At 70.5% G+C, this 25713-nt stretch carries 27 protein-coding genes; 16 read left to right on the top strand and 11 right to left on the bottom strand.

All coding sequences use genetic code 11. The features are described 5' to 3' along the window. The first annotated feature begins 6 nt into the window (after positions 1–6). The 6 genes from AB0K18_RS43450 to pknB all read left to right on the top strand — a co-directional run bounded on the left by AB0K18_RS43450 (position 7) and on the right by pknB (position 7989). Positions 7–477, top strand: coding sequence for an FHA domain-containing protein (locus AB0K18_RS43450; protein ID WP_345393437.1), 471 nt, complete (start codon positions 7–9; stop codon positions 475–477). Next, positions 474–1787 carry a Stp1/IreP family PP2C-type Ser/Thr phosphatase gene (locus AB0K18_RS43445; protein WP_364926876.1) on the top strand — a complete coding sequence of 438 codons (1314 nt, stop codon included), beginning with the start codon at positions 474–476 and terminating at the stop codon, positions 1785–1787. The genes AB0K18_RS43450 and AB0K18_RS43445 overlap by 4 nt, the downstream gene beginning before the upstream one ends. Further along, positions 1788–3167, top strand: coding sequence for an FtsW/RodA/SpoVE family cell cycle protein (locus AB0K18_RS43440; RefSeq protein ID WP_364926874.1), 1380 nt, complete (start codon positions 1788–1790; stop codon positions 3165–3167). Beyond that, complete coding sequence (locus tag AB0K18_RS43435) at positions 3164–4624, top strand: penicillin-binding protein 2 (protein WP_364926872.1); 1461 nt, start codon at positions 3164–3166, stop codon at positions 4622–4624. Before AB0K18_RS43440 ends, AB0K18_RS43435 begins: the two co-directional genes overlap by 4 nt. 21 nt (positions 4625–4645) lie before the next feature. Continuing rightward, on the top strand, positions 4646–6016 hold the full coding sequence (locus tag AB0K18_RS43430; RefSeq protein WP_364926870.1) for a protein kinase: 1371 nt from the start codon (positions 4646–4648) through the stop codon (positions 6014–6016). Positions 6017–6099: 83 nt separating this feature from the next. Beyond that, complete coding sequence (pknB, locus tag AB0K18_RS43425) at positions 6100–7989, top strand: Stk1 family PASTA domain-containing Ser/Thr kinase (protein ID WP_364926868.1); 1890 nt, start codon at positions 6100–6102, stop codon at positions 7987–7989. Positions 7990–8228: 239 nt separating this feature from the next. Here the strand turns inward: pknB and AB0K18_RS43420 are convergent, their stop codons facing one another. The 3 genes from AB0K18_RS43420 to AB0K18_RS43410 are packed head-to-tail and all read right to left on the bottom strand — an operon-like array spanning position 8229 to position 9572. Continuing rightward, complete coding sequence (locus tag AB0K18_RS43420; RefSeq protein ID WP_364926866.1) at positions 8229–8801, bottom strand: gamma-glutamyl-gamma-aminobutyrate hydrolase family protein; 573 nt, start codon at positions 8799–8801, stop codon at positions 8229–8231. Next, on the bottom strand, positions 8798–8956 hold the full coding sequence (locus AB0K18_RS43415; RefSeq protein WP_345393424.1) for a hypothetical protein: 159 nt from the start codon (positions 8954–8956) through the stop codon (positions 8798–8800). The genes AB0K18_RS43420 and AB0K18_RS43415 overlap by 4 nt, the downstream gene beginning before the upstream one ends. A gap of 1 nt (position 8957) precedes the next feature. Further along, the gene (locus AB0K18_RS43410; protein WP_364926865.1) at positions 8958–9572 is read right to left on the bottom strand and encodes a class E sortase; all 615 of its coding nucleotides are present in this window, start codon (positions 9570–9572) and stop codon (positions 8958–8960) included. A 144-nt stretch (positions 9573–9716) separates the two neighbouring features. Here AB0K18_RS43410 and AB0K18_RS43405 point away from each other — a divergent pair, with 144 nt between their 5' ends. Further along, positions 9717–9962: a cell division protein CrgA gene (locus AB0K18_RS43405; RefSeq protein ID WP_364368533.1), complete on the top strand. Its 246-nt coding sequence runs from the start codon at positions 9717–9719 to the stop codon at positions 9960–9962. Between the two features lie 35 nt (positions 9963–9997). Here AB0K18_RS43405 and AB0K18_RS43400 read toward each other — a convergent pair whose 3' ends face one another. Together AB0K18_RS43400 and AB0K18_RS43395 are read right to left on the bottom strand one after the other, a co-directional pair. Then, entirely contained in the window at positions 9998–10882 is an 885-nt protein-coding gene (locus tag AB0K18_RS43400) for a rhomboid family intramembrane serine protease (protein ID WP_364926863.1), read from the bottom strand. A gap of 194 nt (positions 10883–11076) precedes the next feature. Beyond that, positions 11077–11613, bottom strand: coding sequence for a peptidylprolyl isomerase (locus tag AB0K18_RS43395; protein ID WP_364926862.1), 537 nt, complete (start codon positions 11611–11613; stop codon positions 11077–11079). Between the two features lie 158 nt (positions 11614–11771). Here AB0K18_RS43395 and AB0K18_RS43390 point away from each other — a divergent pair, with 158 nt between their 5' ends. Beyond that, a complete protein-coding gene (locus AB0K18_RS43390) occupies positions 11772–12266 on the top strand; it encodes a YtxH domain-containing protein (RefSeq protein WP_345393413.1) in 495 nt (164 codons plus the stop codon). A 101-nt stretch (positions 12267–12367) separates the two neighbouring features. Next, the gene (locus AB0K18_RS43385) at positions 12368–13444 is read left to right on the top strand and encodes a hypothetical protein (RefSeq protein ID WP_364926860.1); all 1077 of its coding nucleotides are present in this window, start codon (positions 12368–12370) and stop codon (positions 13442–13444) included. A 7-nt stretch (positions 13445–13451) separates the two neighbouring features. Here the strand turns inward: AB0K18_RS43385 and AB0K18_RS43380 are convergent, their stop codons facing one another. Next, complete coding sequence (locus AB0K18_RS43380; RefSeq protein ID WP_364926858.1) at positions 13452–13856, bottom strand: hypothetical protein; 405 nt, start codon at positions 13854–13856, stop codon at positions 13452–13454. A 125-nt stretch (positions 13857–13981) separates the two neighbouring features. Between AB0K18_RS43380 and AB0K18_RS43375 the strand changes: the two genes are divergently transcribed. Together AB0K18_RS43375 and AB0K18_RS43370 are read left to right on the top strand one after the other, a co-directional pair. Beyond that, positions 13982–14653, top strand: coding sequence for a response regulator transcription factor (locus tag AB0K18_RS43375; RefSeq protein ID WP_345393401.1), 672 nt, complete (start codon positions 13982–13984; stop codon positions 14651–14653). Further along, on the top strand, positions 14650–15993 hold the full coding sequence (locus tag AB0K18_RS43370; RefSeq protein ID WP_364926857.1) for an ATP-binding protein: 1344 nt from the start codon (positions 14650–14652) through the stop codon (positions 15991–15993). Before AB0K18_RS43375 ends, AB0K18_RS43370 begins: the two co-directional genes overlap by 4 nt. Here AB0K18_RS43370 and AB0K18_RS43365 read toward each other — a convergent pair. The 4 genes from AB0K18_RS43365 to AB0K18_RS43350 are packed head-to-tail and all read right to left on the bottom strand — an operon-like array spanning position 15942 to position 20472. Continuing rightward, complete coding sequence (locus tag AB0K18_RS43365) at positions 15942–16751, bottom strand: MBL fold metallo-hydrolase (protein ID WP_364926855.1); 810 nt, start codon at positions 16749–16751, stop codon at positions 15942–15944. The two genes, AB0K18_RS43370 and AB0K18_RS43365, sit on opposite strands and share 52 nt — an antisense overlap. A 46-nt stretch (positions 16752–16797) precedes the next feature. Continuing rightward, positions 16798–17439, bottom strand: coding sequence for a response regulator transcription factor (locus AB0K18_RS43360; protein WP_364566144.1), 642 nt, complete (start codon positions 17437–17439; stop codon positions 16798–16800). A gap of 16 nt (positions 17440–17455) precedes the next feature. Beyond that, entirely contained in the window at positions 17456–18619 is a 1164-nt protein-coding gene (locus tag AB0K18_RS43355; protein WP_364926853.1) for a histidine kinase, read from the bottom strand. Positions 18620–18666: 47 nt separating this feature from the next. Next, positions 18667–20472: an NAD(P)/FAD-dependent oxidoreductase gene (locus AB0K18_RS43350; protein ID WP_364926852.1), complete on the bottom strand. Its 1806-nt coding sequence runs from the start codon at positions 20470–20472 to the stop codon at positions 18667–18669. A 392-nt stretch (positions 20473–20864) separates the two neighbouring features. On the opposite strand from AB0K18_RS43350, the gene AB0K18_RS43345 reads away from it, so the two are divergent. The 5 genes from AB0K18_RS43345 (at position 20865) to AB0K18_RS43325 (ending at position 25217) form a co-directional block, all read left to right on the top strand. Then, positions 20865–21959 carry a TOMM precursor leader peptide-binding protein gene (locus AB0K18_RS43345; protein WP_364926851.1) on the top strand — a complete coding sequence of 365 codons (1095 nt, stop codon included), beginning with the start codon at positions 20865–20867 and terminating at the stop codon, positions 21957–21959. Next, complete coding sequence (locus AB0K18_RS43340; protein ID WP_364926849.1) at positions 21956–23197, top strand: hypothetical protein; 1242 nt, start codon at positions 21956–21958, stop codon at positions 23195–23197. Before AB0K18_RS43345 ends, AB0K18_RS43340 begins: the two co-directional genes overlap by 4 nt. 69 nt (positions 23198–23266) lie before the next feature. Then, positions 23267–24643: a hypothetical protein gene (locus tag AB0K18_RS43335; RefSeq protein ID WP_364926848.1), complete on the top strand. Its 1377-nt coding sequence runs from the start codon at positions 23267–23269 to the stop codon at positions 24641–24643. Next, positions 24618–24950, top strand: coding sequence for a winged helix-turn-helix domain-containing protein (locus AB0K18_RS43330; protein ID WP_355415975.1), 333 nt, complete (start codon positions 24618–24620; stop codon positions 24948–24950). Before AB0K18_RS43335 ends, AB0K18_RS43330 begins: the two co-directional genes overlap by 26 nt. Continuing rightward, the gene (locus tag AB0K18_RS43325; RefSeq protein WP_364926847.1) at positions 24951–25217 is read left to right on the top strand and encodes a hypothetical protein; all 267 of its coding nucleotides are present in this window, start codon (positions 24951–24953) and stop codon (positions 25215–25217) included. A 47-nt stretch (positions 25218–25264) separates the two neighbouring features. On the opposite strand, the gene AB0K18_RS43320 is transcribed toward AB0K18_RS43325, so the two are convergent. Beyond that, positions 25265–25711 (bottom strand): protein phosphatase, encoded by a 447-nt coding sequence (locus tag AB0K18_RS43320; protein WP_364926846.1) that lies wholly within the window; start codon positions 25709–25711, stop codon positions 25265–25267. Positions 25712–25713 lie beyond the last annotated feature (2 nt).

Genomic DNA, 25713 nt, shown 5'->3' with positions numbered 1-25713 from the left:
CGGTCCATGTCCGAGCTCACGCTGCTGCTGATCCGGCTCGCCTTCCTGGCGGTGCTGTGGTTCTTCGTCATTGCCGCAGTCGGCGTGATCCGGACTGACTTGTTCGGGTCACGCACCGCGCCGGCGGGTGGCCGTAAGGCCATGAAGCCCGCCAAACCCGTGGCCAAGCCCAAGAGCAAGAAGGGCGAGCCACGCCAGCTCATCGTCACGGGTGGGCCTCTCCAGGGCACCACCATCAACCTCACGGAGCAGCCCATCACCATTGGCCGGGCCAATGACGCCACGCTGGTGGTCACCGACGACTACGCTTCCAGCCGGCACGCCCGGCTCTTTCCTCAGGACGGTCAATGGATCGTGGAAGATCTTGGGTCCACCAACGGCACGTACCTCGACCGTTCAAAAGTCACCCGCCCGACCCCGGTGCCGCTCGGTGTTCCGATCCGCGTCGGCAAGACAGTCATTGAATTGCGCAAATGACCATCGCACTCCGCTACGCCGCCCGCTCGGACGTCGGCCTCCTCCGCGAAGGAAACGAGGACTCGGCGTACGCTAGCGGCCGCCTGCTCGCCGTCGCCGACGGCATGGGCGGGCATGCACACGGCGAGGTGGCGAGTTCTGTCGCCATCGCCGCCATGGCCTCTCTGGAAGAGGCCCAACAGGGGGGTGACCTGCTCAACGCCATCGAGGCAGCGGTACGCGACGCCAACCGCAAGCTGCACGAAATGGTGGGGCGGGATCCCAGCCTCAAAGGCATGGGCACGACGCTCACCGCCATGCTCTGGAACGGCACCCAGGTCGCCCTGGTGCACGTGGGCGACTCGCGCGCCTATCTCCTGAGACGTGGTGAGCTCTACCAGATCACCCACGACCACACGCTGGTGCAACAGCTTGTGGACGACGGGCGCATCACGCCGGAAGAGGCGGCCACCCACCCACAGCGGTCGATCCTGCTGCGCGCGCTCGACGGCAGCGGCGAGGTCGATCCCGATCTCACGCTGCGCGAGGCGCAGGTGGGCGACCGCTACCTGCTGTGTTCCGACGGCCTGTCGGGCGTGGTCAGCGCGGAGACGCTGCATGCCACGCTCACCAACATCGACGACCCTGAAGAGGTCGTCCGCCAGCTCATCGATCTGGCGAACCGGGGTGGCGGGCCTGACAACATCACGTGCGTGCTGGCCGACGTACTGGAGATCTCCGACGGGCAGCAGCCGCCCGTGGAGGCCGCCATCGTCGGCGCGGCGGGCATGGCCGGGCTCGACGGGAGCCCGCAGGACGTCCCGCCGGGGCGAGCAGGCGCGGTGACCGCACCCCAGCCGGTGCTCTCCGACGACGATTTCGCTGAGCCGGTCGCCGAGACCTCGTCCCGGCGTTCGAGGAAGCGTCGCCGGATGTGGCCCGTGCTGGTCACCGTGCTCGGTGTCGGAGCCGTCGGCGTCTTCGTCGGCGGCTACTTCGGTTACCAGTGGACTCAGGACCAGTTCTTCGTCGGTGCAAGGGGCGGCGAGGTGGTCGTGTTCCAGGGGGTCAAGAAAGAGGTGGGTCCCTTCCAGCTCTTCCATGTCTCCAAGCCCACTGGCCGCCAGCTGTCCCAGCTGTCGGAGGCCGATCAGGCGCTGGTCAGGAGCGGCATCCCTGTCACGAACGTGAACGAGGGCATGACCAAGATCAACAGCTTGTCGTTCAACGACCAGGACAAGGCCGCCGAAGAGAAGGAACCCGAGACGGAGGCGAGCGCCTCTCCCAGCGCCACCGCCTCCGCCACCAAGTCCAAGACGAGACAGCAGTAGATGAGCGAAGTCGACATCACCCCCGTTCCGATGCCGGCCAAGCGGCGAGTGGCGCAGCTGGTCATGCTCGCGCTCGCGGTGGTGATCGTCATGGCTGCCTACGCCAACGTGGGTCTGGCCATGGACGGGCAGATCCCGGCCGGGATGCTGATCTACGGGCTCAGCCTGGGCGGCCTGATGCTGGCCGCCTATCTGGTGCTCGCGAAGTTCGCCCCCTGGGCGGACCCGCTGATCCTGCCGCTGGTCACCGTGGTCAACGGCATCGGCCTGGTGATGATCTACCGGCTGGAGAACGCCCAGATGGACGGCGCCTCCGCCACCAACCAGATCATCATGACCGGCGTCGGGGTCGTGCTGTTCGCCGTGACGCTGCTGGTGCTGCGCGACCATCGCACGCTGCAGCGGCTGACGTACACGGCGGGGCTGATCGGCGTGGTCCTGCTGATCTCGCCGCTGACCCCCGGGCTGGGCCAGGAGCGCAACGGCGCCCGCATCTGGATCGGGTTCGGCGCGGCCACCATCCAGCCGGCCGAGTTCGCGAAGATCGCGCTGGTCATCTTCTTCGCCGGCTACCTGGTCGCCAAGCGTGACGTGCTGGCGCTGGCGGGGCGGCGGCTGCTCTTCATCGACCTGCCGCGGGCCCGTGACCTCGGCCCGGTGCTGATCACGTGGGCCGTCGCCATCGGCGTGCTGGTGCTGCAGAAGGACCTGGGCTCGTCGCTGCTGCTGTTCGGCGGGTTCGTGGTGATGCTCTACATCGCCACGCAGCGTACGTCGTGGGTGCTGATCGGCATCCTGTTGTTCGTCGGCGGCGCGTTCATCGCCGGCCAGATCTTCTCCCACGTCGGCGACCGCTTCGACGTGTGGCTCGACCCCGGCTCCCAGGAGTACTACGACCGGCCCTTCGGCGGCAGCTACCAGATCATGCAGGGCCTGTTCGGGCTGGGCGCGGGCCGCATCCTCGGCACGGGGCTCGGCCAGGGCCACCCCGAGCTGATCCCGCTGGCCTTCTCCGACTTCATCTTCAACGCCACCGGCGAGGAGCTCGGCCTGACCGGGCTGATGGCGATCCTGATGATCTACGCGCTGATCGTCGAGCGCGGCCTGCGCACCGCGCTCGCGGCCCGCGACCCCTACTCGAAGCTGCTCGCGGGCGGCCTGTCGTTCATCCTCGCCTGGCAGGTGTTCATCATCGTGGGAGGCGTGACCAACCTCATCCCGCTGACCGGCCTGGTCACGCCGTTCATGTCGCAGGGCGGCTCGGCGCTGCTGGCTAACTGGATTCTTATCGCCCTCCTGGTACGAACGTCAGATGCCGCCAGACGCCCCCCACCCCAGGCGATCCAGAACGAGGGACTGACGCAGGTGTTCCAGCGATGAACGGCACCTTGAAGCGAGTGGCGGTGGCCGCGCTGGCCATGTTCGCGCTCCTGATGATCAACGTGAACTGGCTCCAGGCCGTCAAGGCCGAGGAGTACCAATCCGACGCGCGCAACACCCGCAACTTCTTCGACCGGTACGCGATCGAGCGCGGCCGCATCACGGCGGGCGGCAAGGTGATCGCGCAGTCCGTGGACACCGGCGACAACAGGTTCCGCTTCATCCGGAAATATCCGGACGCGAAGCTCTACGCGCACGTCACCGGCTTCTTCTCCCCTGAGAGCGCCGACGCCATCGAGTCGACCCACAACAAGCTGCTCGACGGCTCCAGCGCCGACCTGCTGCTGCGGCGCAGCATCGACCTGTTCACCGGCGAGCCGACCAAGGGCGCCAACGTCGACCTGACGATCGACCCCAAGGCCCAGAAGGCGGCCTACGACGCGCTGCGGAAGAGCGGCAAGCGCGGCGCCCTGGTGGCGCTCGACCCGAAGACCGGCGGCATCCTCGCCATGGTCTCGCTGCCCACGTACGACCCGACCGAGCTGTCGGGCACCGACAAGGCATCGGTGTTCAAGCGCTACGACGAGCTGGCCAAGGACAAGAGCCAGCCGCTGCTCAACAGGACCATCGCCCAGACCTACCCGCCCGGCTCGACGTTCAAGGTCGTGACGGCGGCGGCGTACCTGGAGGACGACGACTCGCGCGGCCCCGAGACCACGGTCGAGGCGCCGCAGCGGCTGCCGCTGCCCAACACGAACATCAGCCTGCCCAACTACGGCGGCGCGGCGTGCGGCAGCGGCCAGGTCACGCTGGTCTACGCGCTGGAAAGATCCTGCAACACGCCGTTCGGCTCGATCGGCATGGAGCTGGGCTACGACAAGATGAAGGAGCAGACCGAGAAGTTCGGCATGGGGCAGCAGGTCGCCGTGCCGATGCCGGTCGCCCAGAGCGACTTCGGGCCCAAGGAGGATCAGGCGGCCGTGGCGATGGCCTCGATCGGGCAGCGCAGCAACCGGATGACGCCGCTGCAGATGGCCATGATCGCGGCGGGCATCGCCAATGACGGCACGGTGATGAAGCCGTACCTCGTCAACAAGGTCACCGACTCCAAGGGCGACACCATCGACGAGGCCGACCCCGAAGAGCTCACCACGGCGGTCAGCTCCGGGACGGCGGCCAAGCTGCGCGACATGATGGTGAGCGTCGTCTCCAACGGCACCGCCAACCTGGCGCAGGTGCCGGGCGTCCAAGTAGCGGGCAAGACGGGCACCGCGGAGACCTCCGACGGGCAGCCGCCGCACGCGTGGTTCATCAGCTTCGCGCCGGCGGAGAACCCGAAGGTGGCACTCGCGGTCATCGTCGAGTCGGGCGCCGCCAACGTCGGGGCGGAGGCGACCGGCGGTCACACCGCCGCGCCCATCGCCAAGGCCGTGCTGGAGGCGGTGCTGAACAAGTGAGTGACGGTAACCTGCTGGGTCATGCGGCTCCGTAACCGCTACCTCCTGGTCTCCCGCATCGCCACGGGCGGTATGGGAGAGGTCTGGCGTGCCCGCGACGAGCTGCTCGGGCGCGAGGTGGCGGTGAAGATCCTGCGCAGCCACATCTACGCCGACCCCACGTTCCGCGAGCGGTTCAGGAACGAGGCGCGGCTCACCGCGGCGCTGGCCGACCCCGGCGTGGCGCAGATCTTCGACTACGGCGAGCAGAGCGACCTCGCCTACCTCGTCATGGAGCTGGTGCACGGCGAGCCGCTGTCGGCCATCCTGGCCCGCAACGGCGCGCTCGGGCCCGAGGTGACCCTCGACGTGGTGCACCAGACCGCCAAGGCGCTGCACGCGGCCCACTCCGCCGGGATCATCCACCGCGACATCAAGCCGGGCAACCTGCTGGTCACCCCCGAGGGGTCGATCAAGGTGACCGACTTCGGCATCGCGCGTGCCCTGGAGGCGGCGCCGGTGACGCAGACCGGCACGGTGCTGGGCACCGCCCAGTACGTCAGTCCCGAGCAGGCGCAGGGTTTCCCGCTGACGCCTTCGACGGACCTCTACTCGCTGGGCGTGGTGGCGTACGAGTGCCTGGCGGGGCGCACGCCCTTCCGTGCCGACAGCCAGGTGGCGATCGCGCTGCTGCACCTCAACGAGCAGCCGCCGCCGCTCGGCGCCGACGTGCCGGCCGCGGTGCGTGAGCTGGTCATGGGGCTGCTGGCCAAGGAGCCCGCGCAGCGGCCCGGGTCGGCGATCGAGGTGGCCGATCGGGCGTACGTGCTGCGCGAGTCGCTGGCCGGGGCGGTGCACGGCGCCGCCGAGCTCAGCATGCTGACCGACCCGGGAGGCTTCCGCGTCCGCGAGCCGGCCCCCGAGGACGAGCTGGCCACCGACAACCTCGACCCGGCCACGCTCCAGGAGGGCCTGCGGAAGAAGCGGCGCAGGGGCGCGCGGACGCTCGCGCTGGTGGCCGCGGCGGGCTGCGTGGCGGCGGTGGGGCTGACGGCCATCACGTTCGCCGACCCGCAGCGGCCGCAGGCGACTCCCGAGGTGGCCGAACCGACACAATCGCCTACCGTGAAGGCCACGCCGACCCGGCAGAAGCCCCGCCCGTCGAAGACGAAGAGCACGCGGCGACCGCCGGTTGTTACGGTGAGGACACCGAGGCCGATACCCTCACGGTCGGCTACGGTAAGCACGTCGGCTACTCCCACCAAGAAGCCGACGCCGACGAAACCGCCCCCGACCACCACCCGGACGCCAACCCCCACCCCGACCCCAACGCCCACCACGACACCGACGACACCGACACCCACCGCCACGCCGGATCCGGGTGAGACAAACCCGCCCAAAGAGGAGACGTGATGCGCCATGGGGTCGATGATGGACACCGGCGGCCCCGCGAGCCGGCCGGTACCCAAGATGAACGGTAAGGGACAGTGCAGGAAATGACTCAGCCTCGGCTACTCGGAGGTCGCTACGAGCTCGACGGTGTCGTCGGGCGCGGCGGCATGGCCGAGGTGTATCGCGCCCGAGACATCCGGCTGGACCGCATAGTCGCGATCAAGACCCTCCGGTCCGACCTGGCGCGAGACCACACCTTCCAGGCCCGGTTCCGCCGTGAGGCGCAGTCGGCGGCCTCACTGAACCACCCGGCCGTGGTCGCGGTCTACGACACCGGCGAAGACGTCACCGACGGCACCCCCGTGCCGTACATCGTGATGGAATACGTCGACGGGCGGACGCTGCGCGACCTGCTGCGCCAGGACAGGCGGCTGCTGCCCGAGCGCGCGGTCGAGCTGGTCGACGGCATCCTGCGGGCGCTCGACTACAGCCACCGCGGCGGCATCGTCCACCGCGACATCAAGCCGGCCAACGTGATGATCACCCGTGCCGGCGACGTCAAGGTGATGGACTTCGGCATCGCCCGCGCGATGGCCGACTCCGCGGCCACCATGACCCAGACCGCTCAGGTGATAGGCACCGCCCAATACCTGTCCCCCGAGCAGGCCCGCGGCGAGCGGGTCGACGCGCGCAGCGACATCTACTCCACCGGCTGCGTGCTCTACGAACTGCTGACCGGCCAGCCGCCGTTCACCGGCGACTCCCCCGTCGCGATCGCCTACCAGCACGTGCGCGAGGAGCCCATCCCGCCGTCGCAGATCGACCGCGAGATCCCGGCGTGGGCCGACGCCATCGTGCTCAAGGCCATGGCGAAGGACCCGGCCCAGCGCTACCAGAGCGCGGGCGAGATGCGGGCCGACATCCAGCGGGCGATGTCCGGCATGCCGACCGACGCCCAGACGATGGCGATGACCGGCACCATGGGCCAGGGCACCCGCATGATGACCGCCACGCACGCGGCCGGCGGCCCGGCCACGCAGCGCACCAACGCGATCCCCGACTACGACTACGACGAGGGCGGCGGCCGGGGCGGCCGGCGCAGGGCGTCGGGTGGCGGCGGCAACAACGCCGTCAAGACCGCCCTGTGGATCGTCATCCCGCTGCTCATCATCGGCGCGTTCATCACGGTGGGCTACGTCGTCTTCAGCGGGAAGGACACTCCTGCCGAGACGTCGGTGAAGATCCCGTCGCTGGTGTCGCAGGAGCGCTCCTACGCGGAAGCGGAGCTGAAAAAGCTCGGGCTGGTGCCGGAGCTCGTGCAGAAGGCCAGCTCCGACGTGGAGAAGGGCGCGGTCATCGAGACCGACCCGCCCGCCGACACCACGGTCGAGAAGGGCTCGACGGTCAAGCTGATCGTGTCCAAGGGGCCCGAGAAGATCAAGGTGCCCGACGGCCTGGTCGGCATGAGCTCCGAGGACGCCCAGAAGGTCCTCGAAGAGGTGGGCCTGCGCGGCGTGATCAAGACTCGCAACTCCAGCAAGGCGCAGGGCACGGTCATCGCCACCGACCCCAAGCCAGGGGCCGAGCTGGAGAAGGGCGGCTCCGTCACCCTCTTCGTGCCGAAGGAGCAGCGCGAGGTGCCCAGCGTCATCGGGCTCACCCAGCAGGACGCCACGGCTCAGCTGAAGGGCGTGGGCTTCAAGGTCAAGGTCTCCCAGCAGTCGGCGCAGGAGCCCGAGGGCACCGTCGTGCAGCAGAACCCGGGCGAGGGCACCAAGCTGCTGCCGGGCACCACGATCACGATCACGGTGTCCACCGGTCCCCAGGACACCGCGCCGCCGCCCACGGACGACCAGCCGACGGACGACTTCCCGACGGACGACCAGCCGACCGACGACTTCCCGACGGACGAGGAGGAGCCGCCGACGGACAACCCGATCGGCGACGAGGGCCTCGGTGGCGGTCTGCACGGTGACGGCTGGCGCAACCGCTGAGACACGCTGAAAGCCGCCCCTCCTGAGCAGGAGGGGCGGCTTTCGCGTTGCTGAGGCGGCCCCGCGTCGGGGGCCGAAGGGGCGGCTTTCGGGCTGGTGCGGGCCCGCGTCCGGGGCTGGGCTGAGGCTTTCGCGCTGTTGAGGCGGCCCGCGTCCGGGGCCGGACATGGGAACGCCCCCGCCGCTCGGGGGCAACGGCGGGGACGCTCACTGGTACGTCGCTCTACGCGAGACGTTTGTTACACCATTTTTTGCAGCCAATTCCCCAGCAACCGGTGACCGTGCTCGGACAGCACCGATTCCGGATGGAACTGGATGCCCTCGATGGGCAGCTCGCGGTGCCGCAGCCCCATGACGACCCCGTCCGCGGTGCGGGCCGTCACGTCGAGCACGGCGGGCACGGTCTCGGGCAGCACGGCCAGCGAGTGGTAGCGGGTCATGCGCACGGGCGACGGCACGCTCTCGAACACGCCCCTGCCGTCGTGGCTGATGTCGCTCGTCCTGCCGTGGAACAGCTCGGGAGCGCGTGTCACGGTGGCGCCGAAGGCGACCGCGATGGCCTGGTGGCCGAGGCATACGCCGAGCAGCGGGCGGCCGGTCTCCGCCGCGTGGCGGACCAGCGGGACGCTCACACCGGCCGCCTCGGGCGTGCCGGGGCCGGGGCTGACGACCACGCCGTCGAAGCCGTCGGCGTCGTGCACGCGGACGGCGTCGCGGGGCCGGACGTCGCACTCGGCGCCCAGCTCGCGCAGGTATTGCACGATGGTGTGCACGAAGCTGTCGTGGTTGTCCACGACCAGCACGCGGCTCATTTCCTCACCGTCACCTCATCGAGTGTCACCGCCGGCTCCATCAGCGGGAACACGACGTACCAGAGTAGGGCCACCGCGGCGAGCACCAGCACGGCGGCCGTCAGCAGCCGGGCGGGCGGGCGGCCGGGCAGCTTGCGCCAGAGCCAGGCGTACATGTCACTCCTCGCGCGGTTCGCTGTGCTTCAGGACGCCGTAGACGATGAGCCGTTCGGCGGCGGAGTACTCGGGGTGGCAGGTGGACAGCGTGATGAAGGCGCGGATGGGCCGGATGTCGGGCTTGCCGGGCACCGGGGCCAGCACCTCGATCTCGTCGGGCGGCACGACGTCCTGGGAGGTGACGCGGTAGGTGTGGCGGGCCTCGCGGGTCTCCACGATGATCTCGTCGTCGCGTTCGAGCTCGTCGATCTCGTTGAACGGGGCCGCGTACGTGGTGCGGTGGCCCGAGAGCACGAAGTTGCCCACCTCGCCCGGCATGGCGCTGTCGGGGTAGTGGCCTGGGCCCTTCTTGAGCTGGTCGGCGCCGACGCCCTCGACGATCGCGTACCGGTAGTCGCGGCCCAGCCGCGGGATGCGCAGCAGCGCGAACGTCTGCCCGGCCTCCGGCTCCGGCGGGGCCGTGCGGCTCTTCTCGGCCGCCAGCTCGCGCTGGAGCAGCAGCTGCTGCCGCTGCGTGTACGCGCCGGTGCCCCAGAGCAGGTACGCGCAGAACAGCATGAGGATCAGGCCCGCGGTGATGCTGGTCTCCCCGAGGGCCCGGAACACGGCCCGCATGCGCTCAGGGTATTCGGCGACGATGCGGGGCCCGGGGATCGCCATGCGATGCGCGTGGCGACTATCCTGGGCCTCACTTCAATTACCCTTACCGAAGAGCCTGCGGATGATCCGGAAGCCCAGGCCCTCAGCAGGAGTTACCCAGTGCCCAAGTCGAAGGCTCGCAAGAAGGCGGTCTACACCCCGCCGCAGAGGTCACAGCAGGTCAAGGTCAGCCCCCGCTGGCTGGCTCCCACGATGGTCGCCGCATGGATCATCGGAATCCTGTGGATCGCCGTCTACTACGTCGCTCCGCAGGCTCCCTTCTTCAGCGACCTCCAGAACTGGAACCTGCTGATCGGATTTGTTTTCATCATCTTCGGTGTGGTTCTTTCCACCCGCTGGCGTTAGTTCTTTCCACAGTCTTTTCCACAGCCTGGGGAAGCTCAGCCGACCATGCTTGCTATCGCTGGGACGCGTACCAGCACGAGCGCCACGAGGAGCACCAGCGCTCCAGCGATCGCCAGCCACTGCACCAGCGCCCTGTTGGCCTTCGGCGCGTAGGCCAGCGCCAGGGCCAGGAGCGTGCCGGTGACGAGGCCGCCGACGTGACCCGTCCAGCTGATGCGCAGACCTGAGAACGCGGGCAGCACGAACGTGATGGCCAGGTTGAGCGCGATGATCACGGCGATGCCGCGCACATCGAGGTTGAGCCGGCGGCCGACCACGAAGACCGCGCCGAACATGCCGAACACCGCGCCCGACGCGCCCAGCGTGAAGGTGTTGAGCGGGTCGACCCAGAAGCCGAGCACCGAGCCGCCCAGGGCGCTGAGCAGGAAGAGGGCGATGAAGCGGGCGTGGCCGAAGGCGCGCTCCAGGTAGGGGCCGATGACCCAGATCGCCCAGCCGTTGAACAGGATGTGGATGAAGTCCTGGTGCAGGAACGCCGCGGTGATCAGGCGGTAGTACTCGCCGAGCACGGCGACACCGGGCGGCCACATCGCCAGCGCGGCGGTGACGACGTCGCCCACGAGCAGCTGGACGCCGAAGACCAGGACGATGAGCCCCATGATGGCGTAGGTGACGATCGGGGTGCGCACCAGGCCGCCACCGAACGTGGACTTGGCCTGGCGGATGGCCTTGTTGCCCTCGGCGACGCACTCGGGGCACTGGAAGCCGACCGCGGCGTCGCGCATGCAGTCGGGGCAGATGGGGCGCTCACAACGCTGACAGCGCACCCACGTCTCCCTGTCGGGGTGCCGGTAGCACGTGGGCACGGCCTCAGCGGGCTGCTCGGGCTGTGGGGGCTGGCTCGGCGGCTGGCTGGTCATGACCGAAGCCTATGGCTTGCGGGGGTATGCCGCGTGAGCCCGCGAACCGGCCGTCCCGCACGGGTGACGCGCTCGTCGCGGATCGGCTCGCCCCGCCGTCCTGCGCGGCCGGAGCGACCGTGGGAACGGCACTCCGGCTGCGCAGGCTCGCAAGCCGCCTTCCCCGCCCGGAGGCTGGGGACGGGCGGATCGCGTCAGGCCTGGACGCGGTCGATGGTGACCGACTGCACGACGACGTCCTCGACCGGGCGGTCGCGGCCGTCGGTGCGGGTCTTGGAGATCGCGTCGACGACCTCCTGGCCCTCGACGACCTCACCGAAGATGGTGTGCTTGCCATTGAGGTGCGGGGTCGGCCCGACCGTGATGAAGAACTGCGAGCCGTTGGTGCCCTTGCCCATGCGGATGCCGGCGTTGGCCATGGCCAGCAGGTAGGGGCGGTCGAAGCGCAGCTCGGGGTGGATCTCGTCGTCGAACTCGTAGCCGGGGCCGCCGATGCCCTGGCCGAGCGGGTCGCCGCCCTGGATCATGAAGCCGGAGATCACCCGGTGGAAGATGGTGCCGTCGTAGTAGCGCGCGGTGCTCTTCTCGCCGGTGCCCGGGTGGGTCCAGGGACGGGAGCCTTCGGCCAGCTCCACGAAGTTGCGCACCGTTTTCGGCGCCTTGGTGGGGAAGAGTTCCACCTTGATATTGCCGTGATTGGTCTGCAGGTTAGCGATCAGCTTCTCAGCCACGAGACAGCTGCCCCCCTCTATGCACAGGGTTGGAATTGTGGTGTTTTGAGGACTATGGCCTTCCGGCCTACCGAGCCATCCTCCCACGGACGGCCATGATTGAGCCGCCTTGTCCAGGGAAGGTCAGGCTCGGGGCCCCAACGACAGGGGAGGTTGTCGTGTCCCTGACACTGAAGAAACGCCGCGTGGTCATAGAAGTGCCCGCCACGTGGATGGGTCAAGTGAAGACCCGGGCCGCTCAGACCGGCCAGCGTCTCGCACCCATGGCCGACCAGGCCAAGGTGGTCGCGGCGCAGCGTATCGAAGACGCCCGCTACTGGGCGGCGCCGCGGCTGGAGTCCGCGGCGCACGGGTTCGAGGAGCAGGTCGCTCCCAAGGTCAGCTCGATGCTGACCGCGGCGGCCCGGCGAATCGATCCCAAACCGACACGATCGCGGCGCTGGCCGACGCTCGTGCTGCTGACCGGCCTCGCGGTGGGGACGATCGGTTACATGTTCTACCGCCGCAACGCACAGCAGTGGACCGAACACATGAAGGACTCCGCCTCCGATGCCTCACGTTGGGTCAATGAGAAGGCGGACAGGACTGCGGAGTCCGCTGACCAGATGGCGGCCAAGGTGTCCAGCAAGTCGGACGAGCACAAGATGTCGTGAGTTCGCCCGTCCTTGGGAAGCGCGCCTCCGTCACGTGACGGGGGCGCGCTTCGCGTGTGGGGCTTGTTGACGTACGACCAAGCGCTTGTTACAACCCCGGCATGACGCTGTCACCCCTCGACGACCACCCCGTCCACCAGGCGGCCCAGGTCATGCGGCACGTGACCACCGGCGACCGCAACTTCTACGACCGCTACTACTTCAACTGCCACGCCGCCTCCGACGAACTCATGCTGATCGTCGGCCTCGGCCAGTACCCCAACCTCGGCGTCACCGACGCCTTCGCCTGCGTCCGCACCCAGGACCTGCACCGCGTCGTACGGGCCTCGCGCGAGCTGGGCGCCGACCGGATGGACACGCGGATCGGCCCCTTCAGAGTGGAGGTCGTCGAGGGGCTCAAGCGGCTCAGGGTGGTGCTGGAGCCGAACGAGCACGGCCTCTCCTTCGACCTGCACTGGGAGGGGACGATCCCGGCCACCCTCGAACCCCGCCACTTCCTGCGCCGCCAGGAACGGGTGGTCTTCGACTCGATGCGCATGGCGCAGACCGGCCGGTGGACGGGACGCATCACGGTCGGCGAGCGGGAGATCGAGGTCACCCCCGACCGCTGGACAGGCACCAGGGACCGCAGCTGGGGCGTCAGGCCCGTCGGCGAGCCGGAACCGCCCGGCATCCAGGCCACCGGACCGGGGACGTTCTACTGGCTCTACGCGCCGATGCAGTTCGACGACCACGCCGTGCTCTGCATCGTGCAGGAGGACGAGCGGGGCCGGCGGGTGCTGGAGGAGGCCGTACGCGTGTGGTCCGACGGCCGCGAGGAGGAGTATCTCGGCAGGCCGGAGTACCGCCCGGTCTACGCCCCCGGCACCCGCGACGTCGTCGAGGCCGTGATCACGTTCGCGCCGCCCGGGGGCAAGCCGTTCGACGTGCGCTGCACGCCGCTGCTGCCGGTGCACCTCATGGTCGGCACCGGTTACGGGCTGGAGCAGGACTGGCGGCACGGCATGTACCAGGGGCGAGGGCCGGTCGTGCAGGCGGTGACGTACCGGCTGCCCGACGACGCCCCCAAGATGTGGGGGATGGTGGACGCCGTCGGGCGCTTCGAGTACGACGGGCTGGTGGGCCACGGCCTGTTCGAGTATTGGGCGCTGGGGCCGCACCCGTCGTTCACCGATTGAGCGGCGGCTACTGGCCCGCGCGCTTACAGGTGATCGCGATGGTCTCGGCCGGGTTCCCGGCAGTGGCCTCCGCGACGCCTTCCGCGAGCGCCGCGGCCCGTACGGGCAGGAACTCCACCGTATCGGCGACCTCGGCGGGGACCCCTTCCTTGAGCGCCTCGACCCGCCCGAACGGCTGCGCCTCCGCGGCCTCGTGGCTGCCGATCTCACTGGCCGGCATCTCACTGGCCGGCATCGCCCTGGCCAGCTCGACGACCTTGCCGTCCGCGGTCGTGCAGGTCACCTTCACGCCTGGCGCGGGCGAGCGGACCGCGTCGGCCGGGTCCGCGCCGTCGGCCAGCGCGGAGCCGCCCAGACCGGTGACGGCGAGCACGGCCGCCGCGCCCAGCACCGCGAGACGTCGCTTGAACATGGATTCTCCTTGATCGGAATCGGTCGGACGACTCCGAGAGTGGCCCCGCGCACCTGAAGTGATCCTGAAGGCAGCCGAAACGATCTTCAGCTTCGCTTTAGGTGCGCTGAGGCAGGCTGGGTGGCGTGCGAGTCTTATTGGTGGAGGACGAGGAGCGGCTGGCCGACCTGATCAAGGGCGGGCTGTCCGGCGAGGGCTTCGCGGTCGACGTCGCCCACGACGGGCGCGACGGGCTGTGGCTGGCCACCGAGAACGCGTACGACGTGATCGTCCTCGACGTGATGCTGCCCAGGATGAACGGCTACGCCGTGTGCTCCCGGCTGCGCGAGGCCGGCGACTGGACGCCGATCATGATGCTCACCGCCAAGGACGGCGTCTACGACGAGGCCGAGGCGCTGGACAACGGAGCCGACGACTACCTGGCCAAGCCGTTCTCGTACGTGGTGCTCCTGGCCCGGCTGCGCGCGCTGGTGCGGCGGGGCGGGCGGGAGCGGCCGGTCTCCCTCACCGTCGGCGACCTCGTCATCGACCCGGCCGGGCTGCGCTGCCGCAGGGGCGAGGCGGAGATCGCGCTGACGCCCAAGGAGTTCGCCGTGCTGCACGCGCTCGCCAGGCGGGCCGGCGAGGTGGTCTCCAAGAGCGAGCTGCTGGCCCAGGCGTGGGACTTCAGCTACGACGGCGACCCGAACATCGTGGAGGTCTACATCAGCGCGCTGCGCCGCAAGATCGATCTGCCGTTCGGGAAGACGACGCTGATGACCGTGCGCGGCGCCGGGTACCGGCTGGAGGCGGCATGAGGCTGTGGCGGCGGATCTCGCCTGGATTGTCCTCGGTGCGGGTACGGGCGACGGCGGCGGCCACGCTCGTCGTGGCGGTCGCCCTGGGCGCGGCGGCCCTGGTGCTGGTGGTGTCGCTGCGCGGCACGCTGGTGAGCAGCGCCGACGCGGAGGCGGCGAGGAAGGCGACGGCGGCGGCCCCGTACGCGGAGACGCTGGAGCTCACGTCCATCGAGCCGATCAGGACGAGCGTGCGCGCGGACGCCCCGGCGAGCGCCCCGCAGGAGGGTGTGGCGCTGCGGGTGGCCGACCCCGACATGCTGCTGACCCGGCGGGCGGCGGCCACGGAGTGGGCCAGGCCGAGCGAGTACGCCGTCGCCGCCGTCGAGGTGGCCACCGCCGACGGCCCGGCCACGCTGCTGTCGCGGGTCTCGCTGGAGGGCGTCGAGCAGGCGCTGCGCACGGTCTACGGCGCGCTGCTGCCCGGCGTGCCTGCCCTGCTGGCGGTGGTGGCCGGGGTGACTTGGCTGTCGGTGGGCCGCGCGCTCGGCCCGGTGGCCGCGATCAGGGCGAAGGTGGCCGACATCACGGCCCGCGACCTGCACAGGCGGGTGCCGGTGCCGCGCTCGAAGGACGAGATCGCGGCGCTGGCGACCACCGTGAACGGCACGCTCGACCGGCTGGAGACGGCCGTGGAGCAGCACAAGCGGTTCGTGGCCGACGCCGCGCACGAGCTGCGCAGCCCCATTGCGACCCTGCGGGCCCGGCTGGAGCTGGCCGAGCCGAGCGAGCTGACCGCCGAGGCGCTGGCCGACGTCGAACGCCTCCAGTCGCTTGCCGCCGACCTGCTCATGCTGGCCAGGCTGGACGCGGGCGAGCCGCTGCGCAGCGGTGAGATCGACCTGGGTCAGGTGGCGGCCGAGGCGGCGCTGCGGGCCAGGCGGCGGCCCGACGTACGGGTGGAGCTGGACGTGGCGCCTGACGTGGTGCTGCCGGGGTCGAGCGGACATCTCAATCGCCTGGTGACGAACCTGATGGACAACGCCGTACGGCACGCCGCGGCGACCGTACGGGTGCGGGTGGCCGCCGAGGACGGGGCCGCGGTGCTGGTGGTGAGCGACGACGGGCCCGGCATCCCGGAGGATCAGCGGGAGGCGGTGTTCGGCCGGTTCACCCGGCTGGACGAGGCGCGGGCCAGGGACGCGGGCGGCGCGGGGCTGGGCCTGCCCATCGCCAGGGACATCGCGCACCTGCACGGCGGGACGCTCGTCTACGACGACGCGGGCTTCGTGGCGCGCTTCCCCACTGGTCAGGCGTCTGAGAAGGCGTCGAGCTGCAGGAACGCCCGCTCGACGGCCTGACGGGAGATCTCCTCGGGGTAGGGGAAGAGCCTGATCGAGTCGCGCAGCCCCTCCACGTGGGCCTTCTCGGCCAGCTCGGCGACCAGCGCCAGCTCCTCCTGCTGCGCCTGCGCGTACGCCCGATCGACCACCGCGCCATGGCCAGGCACGATCACCGGCTCGGGCATCTCCGCGAGCATCGCGGCCAGCGTGACCGGCCAGTCGAGCGGGTAGGAGTCGCTGAACGCCGGCGGCGCCCCCTCCTCCACCAGGTCACCGGCGAACAGCACGCCCGCGTCGGGCACCTGCGCCACGATGTCGTTGCTGCTGTGGCCGAGCCCGAAGTGCCGCAGGTGCACGATGCGGCCGCCGATGTCGAGGCTCGCGGCGCTGCTGAACGTGTGGTCGGGCGGCACGATCGTGACCTCTTCCCACTCCTCGCGCCGCTCGGGCCTGCTCCTGATCATGCCTTCGCGCTGCTGCTCGCCGTAGAGCTCGATCTCCTCGGCGCACCTGGTGTGGCCCCAGATCTCGGCGGCGGGGCCGAACATCGCGTTGCCGAAGAAGTGGTCGAAGTGGGAGTGGCTGTTGACGATCGTCCAGGGGTAGGGGGTGACGCGCCGGACGGCCTCGGCCAGGTCGGCGCCCTCGCGGTGGGAGCCCCGGGTGTCGAGCACCAGGCAGTGCCCGTCGCCGACGATCAGCCCCGTGTTCAGGTCGTACGACCGGTGGCGTCGTACGTAGACCCGGTCGCCGATCTCCTGCCACTGCTCGTTCATGCCACCAAACCCTACTTAGTCACGACATGAGCCTCCAGGGGAACGATCAGCCCCGCAGGTACGCCAGCACCGCCAGCACCCGCCGATGCCCGTCGGAGGCGGGCGGCAGGTCGAGCTTGGCGAAGATGTTCGCGATGTGCTTGGCCACGGCCGCCTCGGTGACGTGCAGCTCGGCGGCGATCGAGGCGTTCGCGCGGCCCTCGGCGATCAGGCCGAGCACCTCCAGCTCGCGCGGGGTCAGCCGGGACAGCGGGTCGCGCCGCCGGCGCAGCAGCTGGCGGACCACCTCGGGGTCCACGACCGTGCCGCCGGCGGCCACCCTGTCGAGGGCGTCCACGAACTCGCGTACGTCGCCGATGCGGTCTTTGAGCAGGTAGCCGATGCCGGCGCCGCCGCCCGACTCCAGCAGCTCGGCCGCGTACGTCTGCTCGACGTACTGGCTGAGCACCAGCACCGCCAGCTCGGGGAAGCGCCCGCGCAGCTCCAGCGCCGCCCGCAGGCCCTCGTCGGAGAAGCCCGGCGGCATCCGCACGTCGGTCACCACGGCGTCGGGACGATGCTCGGCCACGGCCTCGACCAGGGCGGGCGCGTCGCCGACCGCGGCCGCCACGGTGTGGCCGAACCGGTCGAGCAGCCCGGCGATGCCCTCGCGCAGCAGCACGGCGTCCTCTGCGATCACCACGCGCACAGGTCCTCCTCGATGATCAGCACGGGATCTCCGTCCGGACGAGCGTCGGGCCGCCCGGCGGGCTCGACAGCGACAGTCTGCCGTCCACCACGGCCAGCCGGTCGGCCAGGCCGGTCAGCCCCGTGCCCTTCGCCGGGTCGGCGCCGCCCGCGCCGTCGTCGCGCACCTCGACGACCAGCGTGCCGCGCTCGACCCGGCCGGTGACCGCGCCGCGGGTGGCGCCGCTGTGCCTGGCGAGGTTGGCCAGCGCCTCGCTGACCACGTAGTAGGCGGTCACCTCGACCGGGGCGGGCAGGCGTTCCGGCAGGTCGAGGTCCACCGCGACGGGCACCGGCGAGCGGCCCGCCACGTCGTGCACCGCCGCCGCGAGCCCCCGGTCGGTGAGCACCTGGGAGTGCACGCCCCTGATCAGCTCGCGCAGCTCGGCGAGCGCCCGCTTGGCCTCGTCGTGGGCCTGCGCGATGAGCCGGCCGAGCTCGGAGTCGGCCGCGAGGTCCAGCTTGGCCACGCCCAGCGTCATGGAGAGGGCCACCAGCCGCTGCTGGGCGCCGTCGTGCAGGTCACGCTCGATCCTGCGGCGTTCCATCTCGAACGCGTCCACCAGCCGGGCCCGCGACCGCAGCACCTCGCTCAGCTCGGAGTCCTGCGGCGCCAGCACCGCACGCACCATCGCGCCCCGCGCCCCGCTCCAGGCCGTGATCGTGTACGCCGCCACCGGCAGCAGCAGCACCCCCATCACGGACCCCGCCGTGCCCGCCACGACATTGACGTCGGGCTGCACGACCGGCGTGAGGATGAGCAGCACGGGCCCGCCGAGCGTGAAGGCGAGCATGACGAGGTCGATCCACCACAGCGCCAGCACGGTCATGACCGCGAGCCCCGCCTCCCGTTTACGCCGGTCGGGCGGTCTCGGCACCTCGACCCGATCGACCAGGCGCAGGCGGACGCGTTCGAAGGCGGCGACGGGCAGGACGCACAGCGCCAGCGCGGCCGGCCCGGTCACGAGGGCCAGGTAGGGCGTCACGTCGGCGACGAGCGTGGTCGCCGCCACCGTGACCCCCGCAGCTAGACCGGGCACCACGCTGGCCAGCAGGTACGCGGCGCCGCGCCACGGCCAGGCGGAGGCCAGGAACGGCAGCGGCCGTCGCGTGAGGGCTTCCAGCGCGGTCCTGTTGAGCATGCTGCGACCGTAACCGCTGGTGAGGGGCGGGGTCAGTAGTGCAGGGTCTAGCTTCTGAAGGTCAGGCCGGCGAACTCACCAGAGGTGCGCCAGCGGTCGATGTAGGCGAAGTACGCCATCGCGCCCTGCGGGTGCCCGACGTTCAGCCACGACTTCAGGCCGAGATCGCGGCCCTCGTTGTTGTAGTAGCCGGGCGTGCAGTCGGGTGAGCCCATGAGCCGGCCGGTGCCCGACAGCAGCAGCTCGATCCAGGCGTCCTCGGCCTCCCGCGTGGCCTCGACCTGCGTGTGGCCGTGCTCGACGGCGTGCCTGACGATCGCGGCGATGGTCCTGCCCGCCTCGGTGAAGTTGTGCGGGATGTTGGAGATGAGGTTGGCGCCCTGGGCCGGCTGGACGATGAAGACGTTGGGGAAGCCGTGCACGTGCATGCCGTGCAGCGTGCGCATGCCGTCGGCCCAGCGCTCCGACAGTCGCACGCCGCCGCGGCCCTTGATGTCGTAGCCGGCGCGGCGGGTGTAGTCGGTGCCGACCTCGAAGCCGGAGGCGTAGATGACGCAGTCCACCTCGTACTCGCGGCCGGCCACCACGACGCCGCGCTCGGTGATCCGCTCGACGCCCTTGCCGTCGGTGTCCACCAGGTGGGTGCCCGGCAGGTTGAACGCCTGGAGGTACGCGTCGTGGAAGCAGGGGCGCTTGCAGAGCTGGCGGTACCACGCCTTGAGCCGCCGCGCGGTCTCCGGGTCGCGGACGACCGCGTCCACCCGGGCCCTGATCTCCTCCATCTTCTCGAAGTCGGCGTCCTCGAACGCGGCCAGCACGCTCTCCTGCGTCACCTGGCCGGGCGGCAGCGCGCTGATCTTCGCGCGGAAGCGGCGGGCGATGTCGGTCCAGCCGTCCATCACCAGGTCCTCGTCGGCCAGGCCGCCGGTCTGGTTGGCGGTGAAGTTCTCCAGCCAGCGCTGCTGCCAGCCGGGCGTCGCGATCGAGGCGAACCACTCCGGGTCGGTGGGCCGGTTGTCGCGGACGTCGACGGAGGAGGGCGTGCGCTGGAAGACGTACAGCTCGCGGCAGGCCCTGGCCAGGTGCGGCACGCACTGGACGGCCGTCGCGCCGGTGCCGATGAGCGCCACCCGCTTGTCGCCCAGCCCGTCCAGGGGCGCGCCCGAGGGGTCGCCGCCGGTGTAGGCGTAGTCCCAGCGGCTGGTGTGGAAGGAATGTCCGGCGAAGTCGTCGATGCCGGGGATGCCGGGCAGCTTGGGGACGTGCAGCGGGCCGATGCCCATGGCGACGAACTGGGCGGTGAACGCGTCGCCGCGGTCGGTGCGGATGAGCCAGCGGGAGCGGGCCTCGTCCCACTCCAGGTCCAGGACCTCGGTGTGGAAGAGGGCGTTGTCGTACAGGCCGAAGTGCTTGCCGATGCGGCGGCAGTGCTCCAGGATCTCGGGGGCGTGCGCGTACTTCTCGGTCGGCATGTGGCCGGTCTCTTCGAGCAGCGGCATGTAGACGTACGACGCCGTGTCGCACTGCGCGCCCGGGTAGCGGTTCCAGTACCACGTGCCGCCGAAGTCGCCGCCCTTCTCCACGATGCGCACGTCGGTGACGCCGGCCTCCTTGAGCCTGGCACCGGTGAGCAGCCCGGCGAAGCCGCCGCCGATGAACGCGACCGTCACGTGGTCGGTCTTGGGCGGGCGCTCGGTGACGGGGGTGTAGGGGTCTTTGAGGTAGTGGGCGAAGCGGCCGGTCAGGCGGATGTACTGGTCGTTGCCGTCGGGCCTGAGCCGCTTGTCGCGCTCTTCGCGATATCTGCGGCGGAGTGCGTCCTTGTCGAAGGCGGGACGGTCGGCGACGGTCATGCATCCCCTCCGGCGGCGTGCGGCTTCTCCCCCGAACCTATTTTCAGAATGGCATTCGGAAATAGCTACCACAAGCACGAAAAAAATACGGCATTGACGGCCATATCACGCAAGTGTCAAGATCTTGCCCACCAAGAGTGGCGAGTGGGACTCGGGTTGATGTGCGTGTCCCTCGCCCGTCGTCGTTCGGGGAGTCTCCCCGGCTTGGGATCGAGAGCGAGGAGATGTCGATGAAGAAGAAGAAGCTCGAGGTCAAGATCAGGAAGCTCGAGAAGATCGAGACCACCATCAACCGCGGCGGACAGAGCGGTTGATCTACTGACATACCGGAACCGGTCGGCGTTCGTCCGGCCGGTTCCGCTTTTCAGGGACTGGAAGGAGAAGGTGACGACGTGCGCCTGCCCAGGGTCAAACGCGTGCACCAGCCGTTCCTGCTGCCGGGCAACCGCATCGTCATCGGACTGTCCCAGTTCGGGGTGGCCTCCGAGATCGCCGACGACGACGAGGGCAGCATCGCCGCGATCGTGACCCTCATGGACGGCACCAGGACGGTCGACCAGATCTGCGCCGACTTCACCGCGACCCGTCCCGACGTGGACGACGACAGCGTGCGCGAGGTCATCGACGGCCTGATCGAGGGCGGCTTCATCGAGGACGCCGGAGCGCCCGTACCGGCGAACCTCACCGAACGCGACGTCGCCAGGTACGCATCGGCGCGCCACTTCTTCAGCTGGATCGACACCACGCCACGGACGTCACCGCACGAGGTCCAGTCCAGGATCAAGGCGGCCCGGGTGAGCCTGCTCGGCGTGGGCGGCACCGGATCGGCCGTGGCGGCGGGACTGGTCGCGAGCGGCATCGGCGCGCTGCGGATCGCCGACTTCGACCGCGTCGAAGAGTCGAACCTGACCCGCCAGCTCCTGTACGCCGAGTCGGACGTGACCAAGCCCAAGGTCGACCAGGCCGTCGCCCGGCTGCGGGCGATGAACGGCTCGGTCGCCGTGACCGGCGACGACACCAAGGTGACCGGCCCCGACGACGTCGTGGAGCTGATGAGCGGCTCCGACCTGTTCGTCCTGTGCGCCGACGAGCCCCATCCGGACATCGTCGCGTGGACCAACGAGGCCGCCCTGCGGACCGGCACCCCGTGGTTCATGAGCCTCTACACCGGGCCGATGGTCGTCGTGGGCTCGTTCGTGCCCGGCGAGACCGGCTGCTGGGCCTGCCTGGACCGGCAGGAGGAGGCCCGCAAGGAGAAGGAGCTGGGGCGGCTGCTGCCCGAGTCACGGCCGAACGCGGTGGTCGCGGCCAGCGCCAACATCAGCGGCCACCTCTGCGCGCTGGAGGTGCTGTACCAGCTCGGCGGCCTGCCGGCGCAGACCCGCGGCCGGGTCTTCCACTGGAACATGGCCGTCTGGGACCACCAGTACTTCATCGACGTCCCGCGCGACGACGACTGCCCGATGTGCGGGCCGGGGGCCGGGTGAGCGTCCCGGCGGCCGAGGTCGGCGCGGGCAGCGTCGTACGCCTGCACCCGCTCGTCGTCCGTCCCGACGACGACGACCCGGAGATGATCGTGGCCGGCCGCCCGGACCTCGGCGAGTTCGTCGAGCTGCCCGCGGTGTGCGGCGAGGTGATCCGGCTGCTCGGCGAGGGGCGTCCTGTCGCGGGCGTCGAAGCCGTCATCGCCGACGAGTACGACGTCGAGCTGGACGTGGCCGACTTCGTGGAGTCGCTCGCCGACCTCGAGTTCGTGGCCGAGATCGACGGGCTGCCGCTGCCGGGGACCGCGCCGAAGGCCGCCCACTTCCCCGGCATCACCGAGCGGCACGTACGGTGGCTCTTCGCCAGGCCCGTCAGGCTGGTCTGGCTCGCCGTCGTCGCGGCCGCGGCGCTGACCGTCGTCGTGCGGCCGGAGCTGTTCCCCCATCACCGTGACTTCTTCTGGAGCGAGTACACCGGGCTCTCCGTGCTGGTCAACACGGCCTTCTTCTCGGTACTCGCGAGCGTGCACGAGATGATGCACCTGCTGGCGGCGCGCTCGCTCGGCGCTCCCGCACGCATCGCGTTCGGCACCCGGCTGCACTACCTCGTCGTGCAGACCGACGTCACCGCCATCTGGGGGGTGCCCCGCAGGCACCGCTACCGCGTGTATCTGGTCGGGATGGCCTCCGACCTGCTCCTCATCGCCACGATGCTGCTGGCCGTGGCGTACCTGCCGCTGCCGGGCTTCGCCGATGCGCTGCTGCGCGCCTTCATCCTGACCGCGCTGCTGTCCCTGCCCCTCCAGGCCCAGATCTACATGCGCACCGACCTCTACTTCGTGCTGCGCGACCTGCTCCGGTGCAAGGACCTGTTCGGGGACGGGCTCCGCTACGTCCGGTACCTGCTCGCCCGGACGGTCACCCCGTTCAGGAAGCCCGCGTCGCCGGTCGCCGACCCCACCGGGGAGCTGGCCCGGCACGAGCGGCGGGCCGTGCGGATCTACGCCGTCGCCCTCGCCGTGGGCGGTTCCGTCACGCTGACGGTCTTCGCCTTCTACGGCGGCCCGATCATCATCAACGGGCTGGTCAACGCGCTGGCCGCCGTCTGGGCCGGCCTGCACGGCGGGCCCGCGATCGCCGCGATCGACGCCGCGCTGCTCATCCTGGTCGAGGGCGGCATCCAGGTGATGTTCCTGGTGACGTTCTTCCGGACGCGCCGCCCGTGGCCCCGCCGGTCATAACGACCACGAGCGCTGACCGGGATGTCCACTATGGTGTGGTCGCGGGACTCACGAGGAAGCGGATCCGTCTTGGCCCATCGCGCACTGGTCATCGCCCTGTTGCCGGCGATCGGGCTGCGCGTGCTCGCCGTGCTGGGCTTCCCGCCGGCCATCCTGTTCTACGGCGACTCCTTCGCCTTCCTGCGCGAGGAGCTGACCCCCGGCACGACGCGGCCCTCCGGCTACTCCCTGCTGCTCGCGCTGCTGCGGCCGGCCCACAGCCTGACGCTCGTCACGATCCTGCAGCACCTGCTCGTGCTGGGGCTCGCCGTCTGCCTGTACGCCCTGCTGCGCCGCCGCGGCCTGCCCGGCTGGGGCGCGACGCTGCTGGTCACCCCGCTGCTCTACGACGAGTTCATGCTGCTCCTGGAGCACATGATCATGGCGGACGCGGTCTTCATCGTGCTGGTCGCCGGCGCCGTCGCGCTGATCACCTGGCGGGTCACCCCCACGACCGCGGCCGTCGGCGGGCTGCTGCTCGGCCTGGCCGGCATCACCAGGACCGTGGGGCTGCCGCTGCTCATCCTGACCGCCGCCTACCTGCTGATCCGCCGCTATGGGTGGCGTCCGCTGGTGGCGCTGCTGGTCGCCGGGGCGCTGCCGCTGGGTGCGTACGCGGTCTGGATGAAGGCCGAGAAGGGGACGTACGCGCTGACCCAGGCCGACGGGAACTTCCTGTGGTCGCGCACCATGAGCTTCGCCGACTGCGGGGTGATCAAGCCGCCCGAGCGGCTGGCGGTGCTCTGCCCGACCATGCCGGTCGAGGAGCGGCCGTACCCACCCCACTGGCTGTGGGAGGACTTCTCGCCGCTGCCCAAGGTGCCGGGCACGGCCAACCGCAACAAGCTCGCCGGGGAGTTCGCGCGGGCGGCCATCCTCGCCCAGCCGGGCGAGTACCTCGGCGCCGTGGTGACCGACCTGGGGCAGCTGTTCCGCTGGGAGCGGACTTCGGTCGACGAGAAGACGCCGTACAAGCTGCCCTCCTCCGAGCGCCCGATCAGCTCGTCGGTGCGGGGAGTGGCGGAGGCGTACGAGGACGGGCCCGCCGCCACCCGCGTGGTCGAGCCGTTCGCCGGGTGGCTGCGGGCATACCAGCGGTTCGGGTACGTGCCGTTCCCGCTGCTCACGCTCGTCCTGGTCGGCGTGCTGGTGGCCGCGCCGCTGCGGCGGCGGTGGGACGCGCTGCTGCCCGGGCTCGCCGCGCTCGCGCTGGTCGCCTCGCCGCCGTTCCTCGCCGCCTTCGACGTCCGGTACGTGATCCCCGCCATCCCGCTGATCTGCCTGGCCGTGGGGCTCACCTTCGGGCCCCCGACGTCGTTCTTGGCCGGACGCCGGGGTGCTACGGTCCCGGTGGAAGGCCGTACACACGCGATGGGAAGCTATGACGGAGGCAGGGCCGACGGGTGACGCCCTGGTCGAGATGCTGGCGGCGCTGGCCAACCCGCTGCGTCTGCGCATCATCGCCGAGCTGAGCGCCGGGCGCGACTACGTCAGCCACCTGGCCCGTGTCATCGGCGTCAGCCGGCCGCTGCTGCACATGCACCTGCGCCGGCTGGAGGCCGCCGGGCTGATCACCGGCACCCTTGAGCTGTCCGACGACGGCAAGGCGATGAAGTATTACGAGGTCACCGACTTCGACCTGCACCTGACCGCGCCGGCGCTGGCCGAGGCGGCCAAGACCCTCACCAGGCCGGACCCCGAGGAGGGCTCCTAGATGGCACTGTCGTGGCCCGAGGTGATCTTCTACCTGGGCGTGCTCGTTCTGGTCACGTTCTTGATCAGTGTGGTCGTCGTGGGCTCGTTCGACGCCCGCAAGGCCCGGCACCAGGCCGACCAGGCTGAGGAGCTGCGCCGGCTGGTGCAGCGGTATGAGCAGCTCGCCGAGAAGACCATGGACGCCCAGCAACGCACCGCCGCCGACCTCGCCGAACTCCGCTCCCGGGCGGCCTCGATCGAACAGATCTTACGGACGGTCGAGTGACGCCTGGTGCTGCGGCGAGCGGTCGCGGCTCGGCGCCCGGGCCGGCCTCATGGCCGGTCGAGTGACGGCTCGGGGTCGAAGCGGGCCACGTAGCGGCGTTGCCAGGGGGTCTCCACGGCGTGGCGGTCGTAGTGGGTGCGGACGTAGGCGACCGCCTCGGCGGGTGGGACGCCGTCGAGGACGGCGAGGCAGGCGAGGGCGGTGCCGGTGCGTCCGCGGCCGCCTCCGCAGGCCACCTCGACGCGCTCCGACGCGGCGCGCTCCCACGCCTCGCGCAGATCGGCGGCGGCCTGCCGGCGGTCGGACGGCAGCCAGAAGTCGGGCCAGCGCACCCACCGGTGCTCCCAGCCGACCGGCGGCGGGGCCTTGCCCAGCAGGTAGAGGGCGAAGGCGGGCTCGGGGCCGGGCGGCAGCGGATGCCGCAGGCCCCTGCCGCGCACCAGCCGCCCGGACGGCAGGCGCAGCACCCCTGGCGTGTCAAGATCCCACATCATGG

Origin of the sequence: Nonomuraea sp. NPDC049421, from assembly GCF_040677005.1 — a bacterium.
Taxonomy (GTDB): Bacteria; Actinomycetota; Actinomycetes; order Streptosporangiales; family Streptosporangiaceae; genus Nonomuraea; species Nonomuraea salmonea.
The sequence above is the reverse complement of the archived record's forward strand: the minus strand, read 5'-3'. Positions and strand labels throughout refer to the sequence as shown.

Excerpts from the sequence above, each read along its gene's own strand:
- AB0K18_RS43450 (WP_345393437.1), top strand. The coding sequence starts at position 7 with ATGTCCGAGCTCACGCTGCTGCTGATCCGGCTCGCCTTCCTGGCGGTG.
- AB0K18_RS43445 (WP_364926876.1), top strand. The coding sequence starts at position 474 with ATGACCATCGCACTCCGCTACGCCGCCCGCTCGGACGTCGGCCTCCTC.
- AB0K18_RS43440 (WP_364926874.1), top strand. The coding sequence starts at position 1,788 with ATGAGCGAAGTCGACATCACCCCCGTTCCGATGCCGGCCAAGCGGCGA.
- AB0K18_RS43435 (WP_364926872.1), top strand. The coding sequence starts at position 3,164 with ATGAACGGCACCTTGAAGCGAGTGGCGGTGGCCGCGCTGGCCATGTTC.
- AB0K18_RS43430 (WP_364926870.1), top strand. The coding sequence starts at position 4,646 with ATGCGGCTCCGTAACCGCTACCTCCTGGTCTCCCGCATCGCCACGGGC.
- pknB (WP_364926868.1), top strand. The coding sequence starts at position 6,100 with ATGACTCAGCCTCGGCTACTCGGAGGTCGCTACGAGCTCGACGGTGTC.
- AB0K18_RS43420 (WP_364926866.1), bottom strand. The coding sequence starts at position 8,801 with ATGAGCCGCGTGCTGGTCGTGGACAACCACGACAGCTTCGTGCACACC.
- AB0K18_RS43415 (WP_345393424.1), bottom strand. The coding sequence starts at position 8,956 with ATGTACGCCTGGCTCTGGCGCAAGCTGCCCGGCCGCCCGCCCGCCCGG.
- AB0K18_RS43410 (WP_364926865.1), bottom strand. The coding sequence starts at position 9,572 with ATGCGGGCCGTGTTCCGGGCCCTCGGGGAGACCAGCATCACCGCGGGC.
- AB0K18_RS43400 (WP_364926863.1), bottom strand. The coding sequence starts at position 10,882 with ATGACCAGCCAGCCGCCGAGCCAGCCCCCACAGCCCGAGCAGCCCGCT.
- AB0K18_RS43385 (WP_364926860.1), top strand. The coding sequence starts at position 12,368 with ATGACGCTGTCACCCCTCGACGACCACCCCGTCCACCAGGCGGCCCAG.
- AB0K18_RS43380 (WP_364926858.1), bottom strand. The coding sequence starts at position 13,856 with ATGTTCAAGCGACGTCTCGCGGTGCTGGGCGCGGCGGCCGTGCTCGCC.
- AB0K18_RS43370 (WP_364926857.1), top strand. The coding sequence starts at position 14,650 with ATGAGGCTGTGGCGGCGGATCTCGCCTGGATTGTCCTCGGTGCGGGTA.
- AB0K18_RS43365 (WP_364926855.1), bottom strand. The coding sequence starts at position 16,751 with ATGAACGAGCAGTGGCAGGAGATCGGCGACCGGGTCTACGTACGACGC.
- AB0K18_RS43355 (WP_364926853.1), bottom strand. The coding sequence starts at position 18,619 with ATGCTCAACAGGACCGCGCTGGAAGCCCTCACGCGACGGCCGCTGCCG.
- AB0K18_RS43350 (WP_364926852.1), bottom strand. The coding sequence starts at position 20,472 with ATGACCGTCGCCGACCGTCCCGCCTTCGACAAGGACGCACTCCGCCGC.
- AB0K18_RS43330 (WP_355415975.1), top strand. The coding sequence starts at position 24,618 with ATGACGGAGGCAGGGCCGACGGGTGACGCCCTGGTCGAGATGCTGGCG.
- AB0K18_RS43325 (WP_364926847.1), top strand. The coding sequence starts at position 24,951 with ATGGCACTGTCGTGGCCCGAGGTGATCTTCTACCTGGGCGTGCTCGTT.
- AB0K18_RS43320 (WP_364926846.1), bottom strand. The coding sequence starts at position 25,711 with ATGATGTGGGATCTTGACACGCCAGGGGTGCTGCGCCTGCCGTCCGGG.